Consider the following 23,232-nt stretch of genomic DNA (forward strand, 5'->3'; position numbering starts at 1 on the left):
TGCTCTATCAAAATCAGTGATAAATAAATGCTCAAAAGAAACTTTTAGCTTCTGACGAATATAGCAGTCCTTCTTACTGGGCTTGTTTCGAAGTAAGGGGGTATGGAGCTTTAAATAGTATAAGACGAAATTAGGCTGATAGAGAATATTACTAATTTTAATCAAACTTTTTTATAAAAATTCATTCAAATAATAATTTTATACGAGTTTTTTGATCAATCTTTTTTTTAAATTGCGAGGTTTTCTTCTATTATAAAATTAGTATTTGCAGCATCCTTTTGATTAAACTTTGTTCCAAACCAACAGAAATATATTGAAATTCTGTAATATTACAAGTACAATTAAATGTATCAATTAAATGTTTCGTTGAGGTGATACAATTGAGTATTTCAGATAATGAATTAGTCTATTCCGAGGAATTATTGCATTTTTTTCGTAAAAAACTAGATCCTACTGCTATTTCATGTTTACGGTTAGTAGCGGAAACCAAAGGAGAACTTGGTATTTATAAAACAAAAATGCCTGAATTTAAAACGAAACGTCGTTCCATTGAATTAGCTTTTATCATTTTAGAGGCCCAGGGATTTGTTGAAACCAGACCATTGGGGAATATGCGGCCATACTTTCTAACTGTCAGAGGAAAACAACTATATAAATTATTGAGTGATGAAGAGTCATAATTAATACTATCTAAGTGGATATTAGATGAAAATATCTTTAACACTTCCCAAAAATGGTATATAATTGTAGACAATACAAATTTTAGAAACACTACTAAATAGATTAAAGAAATAGTGCGGAAGACGCGTATTTCTCTCCTAAATGGGGAGGAGTATGCGTCTTTTTTTGGTTTTGCACGAAAGGAGTATTAAATGAGTACAGAGCAATTAATAAGACAAGTTTTTCTACCAGAAACCAAGGGGAGCTGCCTTGCTCATTTTAGAGGGTTACTTAATTTAAAGCAGAGTGAATTAGCTAACACTTTAGGTCTTGAGAGAAGTACCATATCTAAAATGGAAATAGGTGATATCTTTGTTTCAGAAATAGTGTGGAAGCATGTACTCGTACAAGTGTTTGAACAGTTCGAATTAAACAAGAGCCTGTCCTTAGAAGATTTTAGGGAACTTGTAGAGTCATTTTTTCAATAAAAGTAATCAATCTGAAGGAGAACCGTATGGAAAGAGAAATCATAATTGGGACTGGTAATGAACAATTAGACGCGATTATTCAAACGGATCTGGAGACTAAGGGGATTGGTCGCGTTTTCGCGAAGGTTCATACCAGGAGAACATTAGTAAATAAAGTTAATGAATTAGGACCTAGCCTTTTGTTTATAGGGGAAGAACTGGTAGGCGAAAGTAACTCAAAAGAAGAGTCTGAAGAAGAGTGGGAATTTACGATTGAACAAGTTAGGCGTTTTAGTTATGATTTGAGAATTATCTTTTTTTGTGATCGGCCTCAAGATGATATATTTCTCACGAAACTAACGACTTATAGCATTACTGATATTTTTAACGAGGGGAAGCTGCCGAGTAATTACTTAGAACAAATTAAGCTAGCTCCATCCTATAAAAATATCGAACGTTTTAGAGGGCAAGTGCAAGAAGTCAGCAAATCATTAAAAGAGAAAAAAAGAGAGGAAGAGGAAAAACAAGCAGAAGTCATTATTTCGTCAGGCGCCATTCCAAAAGAAGGAAAGGTTGTTGAAATAGAAGTACCGGTTTATCATCAACTGATAGTAAAACCGAAATTATTTGTATTTGGGAGTGCTGTAAAAGGGAGCGGTTCTTCTACATTTGCAAAAATGCTTGCGGAGTATTTAGCGTCCCTACAATTACAAGTAGGAGTATTAGAAAGCCCTTATATCGCACCTAGTCTTTACGATCTAATCAATGCTCAAGAATATATTTCGGACGATTGGACCAGCATGCATGAGCTAATACAAGATGATAAAGAAATTCGACGAGGCATGAGTATTAATATTGAAGGGGTTACCTATATTCCTCAAAACCCACGAGTATCACTAAAAAACTGGAATCTAATGAAATCCGCTTATCTAGTGGGATACGCAAGACAAATTCCTATTCTGCTTTATGACATTTCAAACGGGGTAGTCGATGAACGTGAAAAATTGATTCTTAGACAAGCCAACGGAATCTTTCTAACGACTATGTTTGATCCAGCTCGTGTACGTGCCTCGAATCATAGTATGGTTAGTTATCTTCTTGAACACAATTTAACTGATAAAGTGACGATGTTAAGTAATCATTCTAATGACTACTTAGAAAAAAAGTATAGTAAGGACCTTAAAGAAGCATACTTTGATACGGATGATATTCATTTTTTTCCACATATCGAAGAAGTGAAAAATGCTACGATGGATGTGAAAAGTGTCTGGAGCTTTTTGGATGAAGAACAATTACAGGAATTAACAGACACATTCTCTCAAATAGCCTCTCAAGCTATAGGTAAGGAGCTTTTTGAGAAATTAGAGCCTAAAAAGAAGAAGCGTTCGGTTTTATCTATTTTCAATAATAAAAGGAAATAAAGAGAGATACCGTGAATCAGTTAGTCTTTGAACAATGTAAAAAAATATATTAAACCACCTGTTACTTCACATAAATAGTAACAGGTTTTTATTTTTAGATACTTATAGTATAATAATGGCATATTATTTTTTATTTGCTCAACTGAGCCTGATTTTGAAGTCACAAACCCTATTGGGTGGCATTTATCCTTGGAAGGAGTATGCCCCTCAATAGGGTTTTTTTGCGTTCTAGGAAGCTTGTAAAAAATAATTCTATTATTTAACTACACGCTTAGGAGGAAATGAACATGATTATTAAGATCAAGGAAGCAAAGGCATTTATTCACATACTAGGAAAGGCTTCATCCGTAGAGTTTACCTAAAATGAAGATCACAACTCCTACAGAAGCTGATGCTTCGGGTTCTCAACCGATTCCCTCATAAACAACAAGGAAAATATCGTGTAAACAAAGCCCCCATGAATACTCCTAAGACCTTCATTGTCACTTGATTATGAATAAAGCTTTGCAATGTTCGAGGGGGAAATTACGAAGAATACGTAGTTAAACCAATCATTAAAGTAGAAAACGATATCGTCGTCATCGTCAAAATGCAAACCGGCAATGACATATAATATTTGTTGAGCGAAACTAACGTTCGTAAGGCAAAATTCTGGTAAGTTTATTAATACTTCATCATACTATTGTATATCTATAAGAATAATGACAGTAGCAAGCAGGAAGGCAATTGAACTATAAATGGGTGGGATGATCCATATACTATTTCGAATTCGAAGATAAAGCTGTTTCAGCTTTTTAGCCTCCCTAAACACTTCTCCCATACATCTTTTGAGGAGAAAAGGACAATTATGCAATTTGGTATTGAAAAATGGTTTAACTATTCCGCGAAAACATTTATGATGGATATATGTATTTAGATGGGCGAAATAATTAGGCGTTAAAGATGATTTTGGAGGAATAATCATGTCTACAGTTTTACGACTTTTGAAACCATACCGGATCGCAATGGGTGTGGCTATGTTATTAATGTTAACAGAACTGACCGTTGAACTGTTGCAACCATTGTTTATGGCTAAAATAATTGATGATGGAATTTTACAAAATGACTTGAATCAAGTTTTGTACTGGGGAGGTATTTTGCTCGCGTTATCTTTTCTTTCCTTTGTATCTGGTATTGTGAATTCATTTTATTCTGCACATGTTAGTCAAAGCTTTGGATTTGATATTAGGTCCCATCTCTTTCAAAAGGTGCAAGCTTTTTCGTTTGCGAATTTTAACCAGTATCCAACTTCATCCCTTATTACCAGGCTGACAAATGATGTTACACAAGTTCAAAATGTTACCTTTATGAGCTTAAGAATTATGCTTCGTGCCCCGTTATTGATTATTGGGGGACTTGTAATGTCGTTTTTAGTGAACGTTAAATTAGCACTAGTATTAGTAGCGATTACTCCATTTTTGTTCATTTTTCTTGTGTGGTTAATGAAAAAAGGTGGGCAGCTGTTTAAATTAGTTCAAGAACGACTCGACCGTGTGAATGGAGTGATGCGAGAAAACTTAGCTGGCATTCGGCTAATTAAAGCATTTGTGCGAAGAAATTACGAAGTGGAACGGTTTGACTCAGCGACTGCAAATTTAAAAGATACCACCGTTCGTGCTCTTCGAATAATGGAGATTACCGTTCCACTCTTATTATTTGTTATGAATCTTGCATTAATACTCGTGATTTGGCTTGGGAGTAGAGAGCTAATCGGTGGTACGATTCAAGTCGGAGAGGTTGTAGCCATCGTAAACTATGCTACGCGTATTACTGCAGCACTTTCTATCTTATCCTGGATCATCATGGCTTTTTCACGTGGGAAAGCTTCGGCTGAACGAATCGGAGATGTTCTTGATACAACCATTGACTTAGTTGAAGAAGACGATTCTAATGTGAGCTACACGATTCGTGAGGGGCAAGTAACGTTTGATCGTGTTTCCTTTCGTTATCCGTCGACTTCAGCGGCCGTTTTAAATAACATTTCATTTGATGTGAAGCCCCATCAAACAATCGCTATTTTAGGTGCTACTGGATCAGGGAAAACCTCCTTGTTACAGCTGATTCCAAGGCTCTATGACACAACAGAAGGGAACGTATTCATCGACGGTCAACCCGTTCGAAAAATGAAGCTTGAAAATCTTCGGAAGAATATCGGTTTAGTACCGCAAGAACCTCTTCTGTTCACAGGAACGGTCAAAAGCAATATTCTCTGGGGAAAAGAAACCGCATCCATGGAAGAAGTGGAAGAAGCAGCTATGCATGCTCAAATCCATGAAACAATTGAAAAGCTACCAAACAAATATGAAACCATTCTTGGACAAAAGGGTGTCAATCTTTCAGGAGGCCAAAAACAAAGACTTTCCATTGCTCGAGCGCTTGTAAGAAAGCCAAAGATTCTTATGCTTGATGATAGTACTAGTGCTCTCGATCTCAAAACGGAAAAAAAGCTATTAAAAGCGTTAAAGGAATATGACTGTACGACTTTTATTGTCACACAAAAAATCACCACAGCCAAAGAAGCAGATCAAATCATATTATTGGAAAATGGAAAAATACTAGCTAGCGGGTCTCATGAGCATTTATTAAATGCTTCTAGCTTATATCAGCAAATAGTCGAATCACAATTCGGAGAGGAGATGCTTGCCCATGCTCAAAGAGCTCACTAGACCTTTCCGTTATGAAAAACTTTCGACAAAGCTTCCTCTCGAGAAGAAAGTGGTTTCTAAAGCAAAGAACCAATGGCAAACAATCCAGCGTGTGTGGAGATATTTGGCTGAAAAAAGGAAGCTGTTACTCACCGTTATCATCCTTGTTATAGCTAGCTCTATATTAGGAATACTTGGCCCGTTTTTAATCGGCTATACAATTGATCATTACATTGTTCCACATGATACAGATGGCATTTTTGTACAACTGCTTTTACTCGGTGTGGTTTATCTGTTGTATTCATTCACATTATTACTTCAAAATTATTGGATGATTGGAATCGCTCAAGATACAGTATTTAAGATGAGAACACAATTGTTCTCACACCTGCAGCAGCTACCGATCCCATTTTTTGATAAAAGGCAATACGGAGAGCTCATGAGCCGCGTCACCAATGATATGGAGAATGTCAGTTCTACGCTAAATAGCTCAGTCATTCAAATTTTCTCAAGTGTATTAACATTAATTGGAACGATTTCGGTAATGGTCTACATCAGTCCACTGCTTACCCTCATCACCTTAATCATCATTCCGCTTATGTTCTACGGAATGAATTGGATTACGAGAAGAACAGGGGTCTTATTTAAAGAGCAGCAACGCCATTTAGGAGAGCTAAACGGCTTTATTGAGGAGACCATCTCAGGACAGCGTATTGTTAAGACATTTTCACAAGAAAAGCAGGTAATCGAGCAATTTCAAGACCGAAACGAAAAGTTAAAAGGGGCTGGATTTTGGGCGTTAACGTTTTCTGGGTTTATTCCGAAGCTGATGAACTTCTTGAATCATTTAAGCTTTGGAATCATCGCAGCTATTGGAGGAGTATTTGCACTTAACGGAATGATTTCAATAGGGGCAATCGTTATCTTTACTGAATATTCTCGGCAGTTCACTCGTCCACTCAATGATTTAGCCAATCAATTTAACACGATTCTTTCTGCAATTGCAGGAGCGGAAAGGGTGTTCGAGATTCTCGATGAAGATGTTGAAGCAAGAGATGAGCTGAACACTATCGACCTTGAACGTCTTGAAGGGCGAGTAGAATTTCAGAATGTGTCTTTTTCTTATGAAGATAGTGAAAATACATTGAAAAACATTTCAATTCAAGTAGAAAAGGGAGAATGTATCGCATTAGTAGGACCAACTGGAGCTGGAAAAACAACCGTCCTAAACCTTCTTACCCGATTTTATGAACCAACAGAGGGAGACATCCTCATCGATGGCATGCCCATTAACCAAATTAGGAGAGCTAGCTTGCGTCAGCAAATGGCATTTGTTTTACAAGATACGGTTTTGTTTAAAGCATCCGTAATGGAAAATATCCGCTACGGCAGGCTCGACGCAACAGATGAAGAGGTGATCGAAGCGGCGAAACAAGCCAATAGCCATTCCTTTATCGAGAAGCTTCCAGAGAAATATGAGACCATCCTAAGTCAAGATGGTGGCGGAATTAGCCAAGGGCAAAGGCAGCTACTTGCGATTGCCCGTGCAATTCTTGCCAATCCTGCCATCCTCATCCTAGATGAAGCGACAAGTAGTATTGATACCGTTACAGAAATAAAAATTCAAGAAGCATTAGAACGACTAATGGAAGGGCGAACGAGTTTTATTATCGCTCATCGTCTAAATACCGTCCGGCATGCCGATCAAATCATCGTTCTAGCAGATGGAGAAATTATCGAACGAGGGAATCACCAAGCCCTTTTAAAAGCAAACGGCGACTATGCCGCGTTATACACAAGCCAATTCGCTCATATGACCTAATGAAAAAGTGCTTTCCCGAGAAATTCGGATGAGCACTTTTTTCGAATTTCTTAAGAGGTTGGAAATTACGGATACGAGAATGATGGAGTTCAAAAAGGTAAATTTCTAGAAGCAACTGGTCATTAAGTAGTCGATGAAAGCCAAAACTACTAGGATATTTTGAAAAAAGGTCATCATCCGATTGATGAAGGCCAAATCCACTTGAATTTTAGATCAAAAAGGCAATCATGAGGTTGATGAAAGCCAAATCAATAGAAATTTAGACCAAAAAAGTCATCATCAGGTTGATGAAGGCCAACTTCATTAGAATCTTAAAGCAAAAAGGTCATCATCAAGTCGATGAAGGCCAAAATTACTAATATATCCACTGAAAAATCTATCATCCTCTCGTTATAAGACCACCACTAAATCTCAAGTGAATCCTTCTGCACTTGGTACCGCTTACATCAACTGTCAATGGAGAATTCTGGTAAAATATAAAACTATTGCCACTGGCCACAGCCGTCAAGCAGAACAAACACCGATTTTCATAGAAATCTCTAATCTCTGTCATAGTATGCTTGTTTAATTTACCAAATGCTCCAATTTTTGATGATACCTGGTTGATTCAATAGTCAGTAACATAAGGGTATCCCAATGCATAGGAGTGGTATTGATGAGGAAAAGGTTGCTATCGATTGTTCTGACAACAGGTGTCTTATTTCCGATGATGAGTGAGTCTGCAAATGCAAATCAACATACATATCAGATAAAAACAGGTGATTCTTTATGGAAAATTTCCAATGATCATCAGGTTTCAGTACAAAATATTATGATGTATAACAACTTAGAGAATTCAACGATTTATGTAGGCCAAACGCTAATGTTAGCACCAAAAAGTACACAGACTTCTGTTCCAACATCCCCATCATATACGGTCAAATCTGGGGATTCATTGTGGGGAATTGCGGCTGCACACGGAATTTCTATAGCCGAACTGAAAAGCCTCAACGAATTAACAAGCGATGTCATATTTGTTGGACAAGTACTAAAGGTTAAAGCATCAGCATCTATTCCTCCAACACATAGTCATACGTATATGGTTAAAAGTGGTGATTCTTTATGGGGGATTGCAACGAAACATGATCTATCAGTCTCTCAACTGAAATCATTGAACAATCTTATATCAGACACCATTTTCGTTGGTCAGTTATTAATCGTATCTGGACAACCTGATGCAAAAACAGATCCTGTTCCAAATGTGTCAAAGGTTGATACTCTTATAACGGAAGCGAAAAAATATATCGGTGTACCATATGTTTGGGGTGGTACAACTACAACTGGTTTCGATTGTAGTGGATACCTTCATTTCGTTTACCAAAAGGTAGGGATTTCTATTCAGAGAACAGTCGCGACGATTTGGAATGCAACCACGCCAATAGTTTCTCCAAAAATCGGAGATCTAGTCTTCTTTGAAACGTATTCAGCGGGCCCATCTCATGCAGGAATATATCTAGGCAATAATCAATTTATTCACGCAAGTTCATCTAAAGGTGTCACCATTAGTGACTTGAATGATACGTACTGGAAGCCCCGCTATTTAGGTGTGAGGACACCATTCTAAAGAATCCATGCGTTAACATTCCCGGAATCTGTATGAGGTAAGTTGTTATCTAGAGCTAATCGCTTAACCTCCACTCTAGGAGGTTTTTTCTTATGTGTGCTAGGCATGGCAACTATCTAGGTGGTGAAAGTCCACTATATAGGATTATCAAAAGTAGTTCAACGAGCACTTTCAACTAAAAGACTAAAGCAGAGGGGAATTCGCTATTCCATGGAACGTTACCTAAAAGTACACAGTGTAATATACATTGAAACGCCGTATACGTGAACCGTACGTACGGTGTTTTGAGAGGGCCAAAATAGTTAAATTATCTTCCCTCTACTTGATTTTTTACATAAAACGTTTAACATTATGTGATCAGTTCTATATGAACTTTTTTCCTTTCATGTTCTTTCTCCTATTGATTCATACTATGTAAAGAAAGACACAGGAAAGGGTTGCTGTCTTATGCTATCGAATAGTCAAATCGACCATTTTAGAACGATATTATTAAAACAAAGAGAAGATGTGAAAGAGCATCTTCAATCAAGTGAGCACTTTGGGTTACCATACGCACATCCACATGAATCGGTTGGTGAGCTGTCAAGCTATGATAACCATCCAGCTGACGATGCAACAGAATTGTACGAAAGAGAAAAGGACATAGCATTAAATGAGCATGCCCATAAGGAGTTGGAGGACATTGAGAGTGCCCTTCAGGCTATTGAGAATGGAACCTATGGGATTTGCCAGGTATGCTCCAAAGAGATTCCGCTTGAACGGTTAGAAGCTCTTCCAAATTCAACTTTTTGTAAAGAGCATTCGCCTGATCAGGTTACATCCCATCAGCGACCAGTTGAAGAGGGAGTCTTAATGCCGCCGTTTGGGAAATTCTCGAAAGATGAAGAGGATGAGAATGTATCCTTCGATGCAGAGGACAGTTGGCAAATCGTATCCAATTGGGGGAATTCTCAAACACCATCTGATATGGAATGCCCAACCGACAGTTACCAAGATATATCAATTGAGCCTGATGAAAATGAAGGCTATGTTGAGGATTATGAAAACTTTGTCGGCGTTGATATAGAAGGAAAAAATATGACGGTTTTTCCGAACAAGCAGCATGAGAAATACGAGCAGGTACTTGATGAAGAGGGCATCATGACTCCATTTGGTGATCTACCTGCATATGAACATGAACCATACGTTGAAGAGTAGGAAAAAGGACAATGACCACCATTGTCCTTTTTTTCGTGTCAAATCATCTGTTCATAAATCGCATTCAGTTGATGGGCTCGCTCAAAGTCTTGCTCTTTATGTGCATGCTGGATTTCATCCGGAAGAATGTTATGTAAAAAATTGATTTCTTGCTCTGATAATGCTCTGGCAAATTGTTGTTCGGACTTAAAATCGATGTTTTTCACCTTATCATAAATCATTTGGCCAACCGGATATCCCTCCGTATAATTAGATAACACTTCTCGTAAATAGCCGACAGCTTGATTCATTTTCAACACTCCTTTCCTCCATGTGTAAGACTGAGTTTATCATTTGCTCGATTAGATGAAATTATGAAAACTTGTACAACATTCCCACATATTTTTTATTTCAAACAAGATAATAGGAAAGGGGCAAAATAAAATACTTTGGTTGTGAAAACAAGTTCGTTCCACCTGCACTGCAGACACTCGCTTTCCGCGGGGAGGAAGCTGATCCTCCTCGCTGCGCTTTGGTGTCTCAGCCTTTCCTCTATTCCCCTTAGGAATCGAGTGTCTTCCGCTCCATTCCATTATTTTTCAATAATTTGTTTTCCGAACAACCAAAAATACCCGAACTAGTAAAAGGAGATGACTCCTGATTGTTCGGATAGATCATGAGCTGCTAATTTAATTTCACATGGAGAGGCTATATTGAATAGAGGTTTTCGAATGATAAACAAAAAATACTTATAATACAAAATTGTAAACCTAAAAAAGACCAAGGGCTCTTATTTTTGAGCCTTGGTCTAAAAAAGTGATTACAGAATCATATCTGACTGTAGATAGTGATATAAAAGCTTTGTTGTGTTTTCGATCGATTTTTCATGCGTTCGTTCGAAGGCATGGGAAGAGTCAATACCAGGGCCGATTAAGCCGTGAACGATGTCGTGACCGGACCGAATTGCCGCTGACGCATCGGAACCATAATAGGGATAGATGTCAAGCTGATACGAAATTCCGTTCTCTTCTGCTAATGCTACAAGATTTTTTCGCAGCTCATAATGATAAGGGCCGCTTGCATCTTTTACACAAATTGAAACTGTATATTCATCTGTTTGCTGGCCATCTCCCATTGCTCCCATATCGACAGCAAGATATTCGACCGTTTCTGGTGTAATATTGGAGTTTCCACCGTAGCCAATTTCTTCATTGTTTGAAATAAGGAAGTGGGTGGTATATGGTAAGACGATTTCATTTTCTTTCACTTGCTTGAGGAGCTGAAGTAAAATTGCGACACTCGCTTTATCATCAAGGTGGCGCGATTTAATAAACCCACTAGGAGTCACCTGAACACGTGGATCGAAGGATACAAAATCCCCAACTTCAATGCCAAGAGCACGAACATCTTCAGCTGATTTCACCTCTTCGTCAATTCGGACCTCCATATTGTCCTGATTTCGTTCGGCTTTTCCAGCATTTTTATAAACATGGACAGAGGTTTGGTGCATTAAGATGGTACCCGTAAACCTGGTACCTTTCGTTGTCTCGATTTCGCAATATTCTCCTTCAATGGAGTTATAGGTAAACCCACCAATTAAGTCTAGCTTTAGTCGGCCGTTGCCCTTGATTTCCTTTACAATAGCTCCTAGTGTGTCTACGTGAGCCGTAAGCATTCGATGGTTTTCTGTATCATTCCCAGGAATTGTCGCAATCAGCCCACCCTTGCGATTTCGGTATGTATCTACACCTATCTCAGCTAAGAATTTCTCTACATATGTAATGACTTCATTTGTATTTCCAGACGGACTAGGAATGGAAACTAATTGTTTGATTAATTCAATTGTGTCGCTTGTATTTGGGTAATTCATCTAATGCACTCCTTTTAACATATTCAATACCTATTATACATAGGGAGAGAGGAGAAAAATAGAGAAATACATTGAAGATTCAGAATGAATAAGAGCTCTACTCTTCACAAATGGGAAACTTGAATAAAAACGTGCTTCCTTTGTTAAGATGGCTTTCAATGGAAATCGTACCTTGCAGACGCTTAATGATGTCAAAAGAGATCATGATTCCAAGTCCAGTGCCTTTGATTTTCGTCGAATAGTATAAACTTCCAAGCTGGTTCATTTGATGCTTCGACATCCCTACACCTTCATCGGCAATTTTGATTAGGACAAATGGCTTCTGCACTTCTGTAGTTACTAGGAGTTTTCCACCATCCGGCATCGCTTCAATGCCATTTTTCATAATGTTGATTAGCATCTGTTTAAACTCGTTTTCATTTCCAAGAATTTGAACCGGTTCATCATTTGAAAATTGTAACGACACCTTTGTCATGATTGCGTAAGGCTTCATAAATTCTACGGTTTCATTTATCAGATCATTAATATTCATTTTTTTTACATTCGGATGTTCTGGCTTAGCCAATGTCAAATAATCATTAATGATTCCCTGTGTGCGCTGAAGCTCATCAAGTGAAATCGAAATGAATTGGGATTGCTGTTCAGTTAAATTTTTTTCGCCTTTTAAAAGCTGCATAAACCCTTGAATCGTTGTCATTGGGTTTCGAATTTCATGGGCAACTGCAGCAGCCATTTGGCTAATTGCATTTAATTTTTCCGTTTCCCGAATCTTCTCTTGTATATGGACGTGCATCATATTCGTTTCTATTAAGTAGATGACAAGGGAAATGGTTAAGAAAGAGACAATGCTATAAAGCAATAAATACCCCGATTCCCCGAGCTGACCTTTTACACTGAGAGCATATAACCAAGTAAGGCTGATCAGCAAATATAAAATTAAGGCGAATAAGATTTTTTTCAATCGTGAGAAATTCCGATAGAACTTTTCAACAAGCATTAATATGCAAGTCATAATGAAGAAGTTGATGACCGTAATAAACACACTGGATGGGTCGAGGACAAGCTTCATAAGAAAAAGAAATAAAACCGTCATCATACCAATTCGTTTTCCACCGTACATGAAAGCAATGAAAATTGGAATGAATTTCAGATCGAATTGAATATCTACGTTTTGGATGGGTACAGGGAAGTAAGACGTTAACAGTAAACAAACGAAAATGGTCATAATGAATAGTAGGGAGTTCTTTACATCATTTTCTTTTTTATGTACAAAGCTATGGATAAATGGAAGTAATAGCATAATGGAAAAATGAAGTATGATATTCTCTATAAAGACCTTCATAAATAAGAAGGAAACCTCCTTATGTTCGTTTCCATTAGTATACCAATTACTCCTATTATTTGCATTACTATGTTTATTACTATTTTTTGAATTTAGTAGCAGCCAACAAGATTAATAGTAGGAAAAATGTGATTTTTCTCATAAAAATAGTGTCGTATATTTACATATAATATATGTTTTCTTTACAAAAAAATTATGTTATATTAATCTACATTCATTTGAAATAAGTGAATTTGTAAAGAAAATGCTCGATTAGCTATCAAGCTTTGCGAGCTTAACTGAATGAATTAGTTTGTTAAAAATTGAACATAGTTAGTGAATAGAGGTGTACACATGCAGAAATTAACAAATGCTACAAAAGGTAGTCTATTCTTGTTTCTGTTAGCAGTTATTTTATTTTGGTTTAAAACATACGCAGCTTATCAAATAGAATTTAATTTAGGTATTGATAATACCGTTCAACAATTTTTGTTATTCATTAATCCATTAAGCTCTGCCTTGTTTTTCTTAGGGCTTGCTTTATTTTTCAAAGGGAAAACGCAGCAAATTGCATTAATTACAATGAATTTTCTACTGTCATTTCTACTTTATGCGAATATTGTCTATTACCGCTTTTTTAATGACTTTATTACCGTTCCCGTTCTAATGCAAACCAAGACGAATGGGGGGCAGCTTGGGGATAGTGCACTTTCTCTCATGTCGTCATTCGATATTTTCTATTTTACAGATACGCTTATTTTACTTGCATTGGTTTTATTGAAAAAAGTAAAGCCTAGCGCGGAATATCGAAAAAAACCTGCCCGTATTGTTATGCTTGTGGCTGTTGCGACGTTTTTATTCAATCTAGGGATTGCAGAAAAGGACCGCCCGCAATTATTATCTCGTTCATTTGACCGTAACTATTTAGTTAAATATCTTGGAGCATATAATTTCACAATTTATGACATTATTCAAAACTCAAGATCGGCTAGTCAACGAGCGATGGCAGATAGTTCAGATATTATCGAAATCGAAAACTACATTAAAGCGAACTATACAGCGCCAAATCCTGACTTATTTGGAAAAGCAAAAGAAATGAACGTTATTTATGTATCGATGGAGTCGCTTCAAACATTTATTATCGATTATCAATTGAATGGAAAGGAAGTCACACCATTTCTAAATTCATTAGCTAATGGAGATGAATTCTTCTACTTTCCAAATATTATTAATCAAACAGGTCAAGGGAAGACGTCTGATGCAGAGTTCATTATGGAGAATTCTTTGTATCCGATGGCACAAGGTTCTGTTTTTGTGAACAAGGCACAGAATACATTCCAGGCCGCACCAGCTATTTTGAAAACACATGGATATACTTCAGCATCTTTCCATGGCAATTACAAAACGTTCTGGAATCGGAATGAAATGTATAAATCTTTCGGATATGATTATTTCTTTGATGCAGAATATTATCAAATGACAGAAGAAAACACAAAAAACTACGGCATGAAAGACAAACCATTCTTTAAAGAGTCCATGCCAATTCTTGAGGGATTAAACCAGCCGTTCTATACGAAATTTATTTCATTATCAAACCATTTTCCATTTAAAATGGATGAAGAAGATACGGACTTTGTTCCAGGAGACTTTGGAGACAGTGTCGTCGATCATTATTTTGAAGCTGCTAATTATATGGACCAAGCATTAGAGCAGTTTATTAACGACTTGAAAGCTTCTGGTCTATATGATAACTCAGTGATCGTGTTTTACGGTGATCATTACGGAATCTCAGAAAACCATAACGAAGCAATGGCGAAAGTGATGGGGAAAGAAATTACTCCGTTTGAATATGCCCATTTACAAAGAGTTCCTGTCTTTATACACGTACCAGGGGTTAAAGGCGGAATTCAAGAGCAATATGGTGGTCAAATCGATGTTCGACCAACCGTCCTGCATCTGTTAGGGATTGATACAAAAGATTATCTAGAGCTTGGCTCAGACTTACTTTCGAAAGATCATCGCCAAGTCGTTCCGTTCCGAGATGGTGATTTCGTCTCACCAAAGTACACAAGTGTCGGCGATCATTGCTACGAAAATGAAACAGGTGAAATCGTAGACAATATAGCATGCAGCACCTTAGCGGAAAAAGCGAGAGCGGAGTTAAGTATTTCAGACAGTATCGTTAACAAAGACCTACTCAGATTCTATCAGCCAGAAGGCTTTGAAAAAATTAATCGAAATGACTATCAATACCTTGGTCCTGAGTTTGACTTAATGAAACCGAGCGGAGAATAACACTCCCTCGGTTCTTTTTATAAAAAACAGTTGTTGTTAAAAACATTACAGATAAACATCCTGCTTTGCGTTACGATAGAATAAGAAGAGGAGTGATCATATGAGTGAATGTAAATTAAACCATAGCTTGGAAGATGTTATACAAAAGTATGAAACACAAGTTGAATTTCTTCCGATTGAGATCAAGGAGGGCTTTGCCAAATTTTCTTCAGGGGATCACCAACAGGAATTACTCAACGAAGTCTTTCATTTATTGAAGAAATACGACCTATCAACTGACGAAGAAAAACAAAAGCGAAACAACCAGCTGCTTGAAATCATAAAAGCGTGAATTTCTTTACTAAACATCAAAGAAATGAATTGCTAGTATTCAAGATTTCACATTCAGTGAACAAAGTGTGTGGATCAGGTTCTCAGCTAAAATTCAAACAGTCAAACTAGGTGAATGAAAGGGAAGGAGCTTGACTCCTCGGGATAGGCATTAAAGCCAAGACCCCTCAAGTACGAATGAAGAGGAGGCTTGGCGAACGCCCCCCGAAAAACAAGCACTCGGAGTACAAATCCCCATGCTATCCTCTCGACTAAATTTGAAATAATCTTCTAACTCTAAATAGGATTTCCCATACATTTATTTTGGTTTACGAATGAAAATATTTTCAATTTATTAAAAATATTTATATAATAGGATTACTTTTAACGTACTTCCGAAAGAAGTCTCCCTCTTCAAGCGTGTGAAGGGCGTAGTCCAACGGTAAGGGTGAGATGAATTTCGGTTGGGCGATAGCCCAAAGGTTCTTTCTTTTGTCATTTTCCTCCATATGTTATAATCAGTATTATAAAGCGTAGGTATTGATATAATAATGAAATTAGACAGTAATAACCATTCAGTAATCTTGATGTCTTACCACCTCTTACTAGTTGTGAAGTTTCGAAGGAAAGTGATAGATGATACGATTTCCGACTATGCCAAAGATAAATTTGTGTCTTTGAGTCAAAAATATAATATTACATTAGTCGAATGGAACCACGATATTGACCACGTTCATATCTTGTTCAAAGCACAGCCTAACAGTGAAATATCAAAATTCATCAATGCCTATAAAAGTGCCAGTTCAAGACTAATCAAGAAGCTTCTGTTTGTTGACCACTGGTGGTTCACCTATGGAAGTGGTGAAAAAATATATAGAAAATCAAGGGGTAAAGTGAGGTGATTTGATATGACTAAACAAAATAAAGCGTACAAGTTCAGGTTGTATCCAACAGATGAACAAGCTTTTATTATACGAAAAACCTTTGGGTGTGTTCGCTTCGTCTACAATAAAATGTTAGCTGAACGAATAGAAACGTATGAAAGCCTAAAAGAAGATAAAGAAGCATTGAAAAAGATAAAGCACCCAACTCCTGCTAAGTATAAAAAAGAGTATGAATGGCTAAAAGAAGTAGACTCTTTAGCATTAGCGAACGCACAACTAAACTTAGATAAGGCATATAAAGCCTTCTTCAAAGGGAGTGTCAAGTTTCCAAAGTTCAAAAGGAAACGACACAAACAAAGCTACACAACAAATGTTGTCAATGGAAATATTCAGTTGTTGGATGGTCATATCAAATTACCTAAGTTGAAAATGGTCAAAATCAAACAACATCGAAAGATACCTTCAGAATACAAAATCAAATCTTGCACTTTATCTATGACCGCATCAGGAAAATATTTTATTTCTATTTTGACAGAGTACGAAATGGAAATTGAAAGGAAGGAAGTTGAAAAAGTAGTTGGGTTAGATTTTGCGATGGATGGATTGTTTGTCGATAGCGAGGGTGAGAAAGCCAATTACCCTAAGTTTTATCGACAAATACTTGAAAAATTAGCAAAAGAACAACGTAAACTGTCTCGTAAGAAGAAAGGTTCTTCCAATTGGAATAAACAACGTATTCGAGTAGCTAACATTCAAGAGAAAGTCGCCAATCAACGGAAGAACTTTCTTCACCATCAATCAAAAAAATTAGTAGCGAACTATGATGCTGTTGTGATTGAAGATTTAGATATGAAAGGAATGTCACAAGCACTTAAATTCGGTAAAAGTGTAGCTGATAATGGATGGGGAATGTTCACTTCTTTCTTACAGTACAAACTAAAAGAACAAGGGAAACAACTGATCAAAATAGACAAATGGTTCCCCTCTACCCAAACCTGTTCGCATTGTGGAAATACCCAACTAATGCCAATGAACATCAGAATATATGTTTGTTCGTGCGGACTAAACCTCGATAGAAATTACAATTCAGCACTCAATATCAAAAAAGAAGGCATTCGCTTATTAGCAAGTGCCTAAAGAAATAAGAGATATAAACTCTTGGAACAAGAGGGTTAGCTTGGTCAATTTCGTCAGCTACCAAAAGTGGCGATTACCCAAGAAGCCCCCACTTCAAGCAACCCGCAAGGGTGGTAAGTGGTGGGAGTAGTTCACCGAGAGGAAGTCAGTCATATTATGACAACATTAAACGTGGGGATCATTGGCCTTGGTGCGATTGGGCAGCGATTACTTAATACATTCCATACACATGAAAAAGCAAATGTACTAGCAATCTGTGACACAAACGAACAATTACTAGCAGCTATGAAAGAAAAACTAGAAGGAGTAATATCATACATAGATTACAAAGAAATGCTAGAAAACGAATCCATTGACCTTGTATATATAGCGGTACCGCCTAAATTCCACCACCAGATTGCATTAGATGTAATCAAAAAAAGGAAGCATCTTCTCTGTGAAAAACCGCTAGCAAACAGCTTAGAAGAAGCAGAGGAAATGTACCAAGCAGCGAAAGCATCACAGCGCATTCACGGAATTAACTTCCCGATGGTATACACGAATGTCTTCAGTCAAATGAAACAATTTATCAAATCCGGCCAATTAGGGGAATTGAACCGAGTTGAAGTACATATGAAATTTACTGAGTGGCCTAGGTCTTGGCAGAAAAATAATTGGATTTCTAGTAGAGAGCAAGGTGGGTTTATTCGTGAAGTCGCTCCGCATTATATTCATATGATCTATGATATTTTTGGGGAGCTTTCCAATGTTCATTCCTTCGTAGATTATCCTGTTCAGCAAGAGCTTTGTGAAAAGGGATTTATCGTTCGAATGGAATTAGAAGATCAAACACCTGTTTTGATTAACGGGTTAGGCGGGATTGGGCAAAAGGAGCATCTTTCATTTAAAATATACGGAAGCAAGGGAACAGTTGATTTAGTAAACTGGAGTGAATTGTTTGTAAGCAAGGGAGATCAAGCACCAACAAGAATTCCGTTAGAACGAGGGAATGAGCTGGATATAGTCGAAGAATTCATTCATGGAATCAATAATCAAGAAGCCCAAATTGTTAGCTTTCAAGAGGGGTTAGAGGTCCAACGGGTATTAGAAAAAATTATTAGAAGCTAATCGATAATGAAACCCCTTGCCAAAGATGGCAAGGGGTGATAATATGTTGATTGGTCTCTAATTTTTTGTGGGTAGATTATTTAAATGTAAATATTTATCCTATAATAACATTATCACAAAAACACAAGATGTGTCAACTGTTTCATGAATCTTTTTTAAGGGGTGTTTTCATTAAGAGCTATTTCCTACAAGTAAATTGACACTTCTAGGCGATATCAGTCAAGCCATTTATTCTGATACAACTGATGCATCCAATATTTTAGCAGGCGGAAATTTTTTTGCAAATCATCTAGAAAAAATTACCCTTACGAGAAGCTATCGCTCTACAGAACCGATTGTTAACTTTTCAAAGGGAATTCTTAAGAACGCAGCTCAAATTGAAGCCTTCAACAGAGAAGGAATGCTTCCAACTGTCACAGAAGTGAAAAATGAGTCGACACTGGATAAAATGGTGGTAGAATGCATCTCTATGCTTCAAACAAAAGGGTATCAAACGATTGCAGTCATTTGTAAAACAGCGATTCAGGCGGAAGGATTTTTCAAACGTACGAAAAACACTATAGATCTAAGGTTAATTGATAAATTCTCCTCTACTTTTGAATCAGGTGTCGTCGTACTGCCTTCTTATTTGGCAAAAGGGATCGAATTTGATGCCGTCATTATTTATAATGCTTCAGAGAAGGAATACTCTGTCGAACGGAAGATTCTGTATACAGCTTGTACTCGAGTCATGCATGAATTACATGTTTTTTCAGTTGGAAAAATAACCTCACTCATTCAAGATGTAAATCAAAACACTTTTGAGTATCATTCGCTATCAGATGAACCTTAAGTAGCGGCCATTCCTAAGGTGAATTCGTCAACCTAAATACAGCAACATGTTCGTAATCCGTCTACATAAAAAGGCGGATTATTTTTTGTGAACATATTGAAAAAATAAATAAATGGTGTAAAATTACACTAAATGAATATTTTAGTTAAATTGAGGAGGGGTTAAATGGCTACACCTTCAGGAGAAGAGCGGAGAAAAATATTTCGTTCGGAGTTATATCAGTTAAAGGAAGGAGGGTTTATCTCTCCATACCACTATGAAACCGTCACAAAAGCCTATTTATCCTATTGGAATCAACAAGTAGAAGGGGCTCCCGCTGAAAGCAAGACTACAGAAGTTCATGTCCAGAAACAAATAAAAGTACCGGTCAAACAACCGGTTAAACCTGTAAAAATAAAAAAGAAGCGCTCTCAGGAAGAAATTCGCGAGCGTAATATTACATGGTTATTAAATCTTGGTGTTTTATTATTATTAATAAGTGGATTGTATGTAGCTACCAGTAATTGGGGCACAATGTCAGCTTGGATGAAAAGCGGTTCAATCGCTTTTGTATCCATCTTATTCTACGGAATCGCATATATTTCAAAGCGGTTATTGAAAATTGAAAAAACCTCGTTTGCGTTCGTCGTATTAGCGAGTTTGTTTTTACCGATCTTTATTTTGTCTGTCGGCTGGTTTGAACTATTTGGAACATATCTATCTGTTCGGGGAGATGGCAGGTTTTTATTTGGCACAATAGGTTCACTTGTTCTTGTCCCAGTCTATGTCATCCTAGCGAGTAAGCAATCTTCTCGTTTATTTGTCTGGTTTAGCTATTTATCTGTTACTTTATCGGTTGGGTTTACTCTAAAATGTATCCAGTTGCCTGTTGATGGCTTTTATTTAGGCCTAGTATTGTTTAATGCCATCATAATTATGGCGTACCATTGGTTAAAGAAGAATAAGAAATTCCCGTTATTTACGAAAGAAATGCCGATATTTGCCCAAATTCAATTGGTCCTCACAACGCTCTTATTGGTCGTATTTTATCAGCATCCCATATACTATGGATTTAATCTGTTTCTGACGGCTATCCTCTATTTATCGATGACGTACGTTACAGGAAAGAAGGAGTTTCATTTTGTATTTACTGCAATGATTGTGTACGCCTTTTATCAAATAATTGAAAACAGTGTTCTCGATTTGTATAGTCCGATTTTCTATGCCTTGGTTGGAATATCATTCCTATTCATTCCTCGTTTTTTAGATCAAAGATTCCCTTGGGAACGAATTTTTAGAATAACGAGTGGAATCATTTCTGGATTTGCCTTTTTGTATTTGAGCTTTGAAGGAATATGGGTGAACATGAATGAGCCGTCGATCTTATTGATGGTTGCCTATTTAATAATAGCCATTCATTTTATCTTTTTAGCAAATACATTGAAAACGTCTATATTCAACTATTTAAGTCCTGTGTTTCTTGGTGCAGCCCTATTTGAATGTATGCTATACATTGATCAATTGCTTGCGTTCCAAACCTTTGCATTCCCAGCATTTTTCATTGGTCTATTGGTGTTTGTTCTATTTGGTTGGATACTTAGCCATCCATATACTAGGAGCATCAAAGAGAGCTCAAGAGATGTAGGATTAGGAATGATGGTACTTTCCTTGTTAGGTATGTATTATTCATTTTCCTGGTTGGAGCTTGGCGTAAGTTTGTTAATCTTTAGCTTTATTCCTGTTGTGATTATTCGGATAGATCAGCGAAGCTTTTTTCAAGGTCCAACCTATTGGGTTCAGCCGATTGCACTATCACTTGCGTTTATCAGCTTTGGAATTGAGCTTGGAGAGTGGCTGCCATTCTATAAAACAGAGCTTGGTATAGCGATGCATTTCGTTCTTGGAAGTGTGGCTTCGTTTGTATTAAGTATTCTTTGGAGCTGGTTGAATAACAAGAAGTATGGGGGAGCTGCCTATATCACCGGACAATTGATGTATGTGTTAGCAATGATAACCGCTAGCTTTTTCCCAATAAATCACTATTTGGTAAAGCCGTTCATCTTTTTAGTTGGGGTCATGCTTTTCTTTGGATTGTATCGACGTCTTCAATTGAAGTGGATTCCATACGTCATGTCTAGTGCCACCATTTTGACATACGTTTATGTGTTAAGTAGCATTCATTATTATTTAGATGTACCTTATCCATTCGAAATACTTCAAGGAATCTTCGGTGTTTCTATTCTCTTGTTTATTAGTGTACTAGGAAGGAACAAGGATCAGGGGATCTATAATAGCTACGGCTGGGGAGGTCATATCATTCTAATCCCAGCGGCATTATTTGCCTACTTAGCATATGGCTATGATTCAATTTTCACTCTAACGATTGCAGCCATTCTGTATGCGGGTAGTTCAAGTCTTGCAAGGAAAGAATGGAAAAAGAAGCTATTTCTCTATGGAGCCTTTACCCATCTATTTTTCGCTATTTCACTTTCACTTGAATGGTGGATGAGCAAAATTCACCAATGGGATTTCTTTATCACGAGTATTTTACTAGCAGGCATTTGGCTGTTATCTAGCAAAGCTTACAAGGAACGTACAGTCTTCTATATGGTTCCGTTTTCAATAATTGGAATCATTGGTTTAATCGCTACATACCCGTTCGGATGGAGCATCTATATAGGGAGTATCCTGTATATTTTCGGGTTGGTGGCTTTCCTTCACCGTAATCAATTGAGCATGTTAACGATTATTCCGTTACTACTCTCATTAATTAGTACGATCTTGTTAAATGAGGCTGTCATTCAAGACTCCGAGCTAAATTTACTAATGAATGGAGGTATGGGTATTCTTCTATTAGTTACTGGAAGAATGCTGTATCCAACATTTATTCATGTTTCAGAAAAGAAAACGCTACAGTCGGTGGATAGCTACTCCATCATAGCCATTTTGTTCTTTGCGTCCATGTATTTATTTCAAACCTATGAAGTGTACTTAGATGTTTTACCTGGTGCATTGATTAGCTTGGCGATCTTCATTCAAAAGGGTCGAGTGAGTTCAAGGTTCTCTAAGTGGATACCCCTGTTAGCTGGCTGCTATCTAATTCAGCCTTATTACACAGCGGTTTTCCTAATTGATCTCCCTGAATTACTTGAACGGGAATTTCTCGTTTTGCCATTTGTCGTGCTTATCGTCTTTATTCGCCTGATGTTAAAAGAAGAGTTTCACAAAGAAACGTCTATTGCCCAATGGGTCATCCTATCCCTTGTTTCCCTAAGCCTGATTCAAGATGGTTTGGCGAGTCATACGATCTATGATGCTTTGATTCTCGGTTCCCTTTCATTGATTGCGATTTTAGCTGGATTATTCTTCCGAGTAAAAGCGTATTTCTTAATCGGGTCAGGTGTTCTATTATTAAACGTCTTTTTACAAACAAGACCTTATTGGGGAAGCCTACCTTGGTGGGCCTATCTTCTGATTGCTGGATCCATCTTAATCTTTGTCGCTAGCTATAATGAATGGTCCAAGCAAAAACTAGCAAAAGGAGAGAAGCCGATCCTCATTCGTATTAAAGATCAGGTGCTTTCTGCATTAAAGAGGTGGAATTAATCTATCAGCTGATCCCAGCCGTTACAAGTTGGTTAGGATCAGCTTTATATGAAAAGATC

16 protein-coding genes and 1 pseudogene are annotated in these 23,232 nt (G+C 37.2%); 14 read left to right on the forward strand and 3 right to left on the reverse strand.

Annotation, left to right across the window (positions count from 1 at the left end; genetic code table 11):
* The first annotated feature begins 380 nt into the window (after positions 1-380).
* The 7 genes from LS684_RS10250 to LS684_RS10280 all read left to right on the forward strand — a co-directional run bounded on the left by LS684_RS10250 (position 381) and on the right by LS684_RS10280 (position 9,854).
* Positions 381-680 (forward strand): hypothetical protein, encoded by a 300-nt coding sequence (locus LS684_RS10250; RefSeq protein WP_233811481.1) that lies wholly within the window; start codon positions 381-383, stop codon positions 678-680.
* 192 nt (positions 681-872) lie between these two features.
* Positions 873-1,148, forward strand: coding sequence for a helix-turn-helix domain-containing protein (locus LS684_RS10255; protein WP_233811482.1), 276 nt, complete (start codon positions 873-875; stop codon positions 1,146-1,148).
* 26 nt (positions 1,149-1,174) lie between these two features.
* Positions 1,175-2,548 (forward strand): hypothetical protein, encoded by a 1,374-nt coding sequence (locus LS684_RS10260; protein ID WP_233811483.1) that lies wholly within the window; start codon positions 1,175-1,177, stop codon positions 2,546-2,548.
* 962 nt (positions 2,549-3,510) lie between these two features.
* Positions 3,511-5,253, forward strand: coding sequence for an ABC transporter ATP-binding protein (locus LS684_RS10265; RefSeq protein WP_233811484.1), 1,743 nt, complete (start codon positions 3,511-3,513; stop codon positions 5,251-5,253).
* Positions 5,234-7,054, forward strand: a complete 1,821-nt coding sequence (locus LS684_RS10270) for an ABC transporter ATP-binding protein (protein WP_233811485.1) — start codon at positions 5,234-5,236, stop codon at positions 7,052-7,054. Before LS684_RS10265 ends, LS684_RS10270 begins: the two co-directional genes overlap by 20 nt.
* A 655-nt stretch (positions 7,055-7,709) precedes the next feature.
* Positions 7,710-8,657, forward strand: coding sequence for a C40 family peptidase (locus LS684_RS10275; RefSeq protein WP_233811486.1), 948 nt, complete (start codon positions 7,710-7,712; stop codon positions 8,655-8,657).
* 447 nt (positions 8,658-9,104) lie between these two features.
* Entirely contained in the window at positions 9,105-9,854 is a 750-nt protein-coding gene (locus LS684_RS10280) for a yteA family sporulation protein (protein ID WP_233811487.1), read from the forward strand.
* A gap of 38 nt (positions 9,855-9,892) precedes the next feature.
* Here the strand turns inward: LS684_RS10280 and LS684_RS10285 are convergent, their stop codons facing one another.
* The 3 genes from LS684_RS10285 to LS684_RS10295 form a co-directional block, all read right to left on the reverse strand.
* Complete coding sequence (locus LS684_RS10285; protein ID WP_233811488.1) at positions 9,893-10,144, reverse strand: sigma-G-dependent sporulation-specific acid-soluble spore protein CsgA; 252 nt, start codon at positions 10,142-10,144, stop codon at positions 9,893-9,895.
* 509 nt (positions 10,145-10,653) lie between these two features.
* Entirely contained in the window at positions 10,654-11,703 is a 1,050-nt protein-coding gene (locus tag LS684_RS10290) for a M42 family metallopeptidase (RefSeq protein ID WP_233811489.1), read from the reverse strand.
* A gap of 97 nt (positions 11,704-11,800) precedes the next feature.
* Positions 11,801-13,045, reverse strand: a complete 1,245-nt coding sequence (locus tag LS684_RS10295; RefSeq protein WP_233811490.1) for a sensor histidine kinase — start codon at positions 13,043-13,045, stop codon at positions 11,801-11,803.
* A gap of 333 nt (positions 13,046-13,378) precedes the next feature.
* On the opposite strand from LS684_RS10295, the gene ltaS reads away from it, so the two are divergent.
* From ltaS to LS684_RS10330, 7 genes and pseudogenes are all read left to right on the forward strand, one after another.
* Positions 13,379-15,319, forward strand: a complete 1,941-nt coding sequence (gene ltaS / locus LS684_RS10300) for a lipoteichoic acid synthase (RefSeq protein WP_233811491.1) — start codon at positions 13,379-13,381, stop codon at positions 15,317-15,319.
* A gap of 100 nt (positions 15,320-15,419) precedes the next feature.
* Positions 15,420-15,650, forward strand: a complete 231-nt coding sequence (locus LS684_RS10305) for a group-specific protein (protein WP_233811492.1) — start codon at positions 15,420-15,422, stop codon at positions 15,648-15,650.
* Positions 15,651-16,179: 529 nt separating this feature from the next.
* Positions 16,180-16,525: pseudogene (gene tnpA, locus LS684_RS10310) on the forward strand (IS200/IS605 family transposase).
* Between the two features lie 11 nt (positions 16,526-16,536).
* Entirely contained in the window at positions 16,537-17,649 is a 1,113-nt protein-coding gene (locus LS684_RS10315) for a transposase (protein WP_233811493.1), read from the forward strand.
* A gap of 120 nt (positions 17,650-17,769) precedes the next feature.
* Complete coding sequence (locus tag LS684_RS10320) at positions 17,770-18,756, forward strand: Gfo/Idh/MocA family protein (RefSeq protein WP_233811494.1); 987 nt, start codon at positions 17,770-17,772, stop codon at positions 18,754-18,756.
* A gap of 196 nt (positions 18,757-18,952) precedes the next feature.
* A complete protein-coding gene (locus tag LS684_RS10325; protein WP_233811495.1) occupies positions 18,953-19,588 on the forward strand; it encodes an ATP-binding domain-containing protein in 636 nt (211 codons plus the stop codon).
* 165 nt (positions 19,589-19,753) lie between these two features.
* Positions 19,754-23,173: a hypothetical protein gene (locus LS684_RS10330; RefSeq protein ID WP_233811496.1), complete on the forward strand. Its 3,420-nt coding sequence runs from the start codon at positions 19,754-19,756 to the stop codon at positions 23,171-23,173.
* The last annotated feature ends 59 nt before the right edge of the window (positions 23,174-23,232 follow it).

The organism is Cytobacillus spongiae, assembly GCF_021390075.1.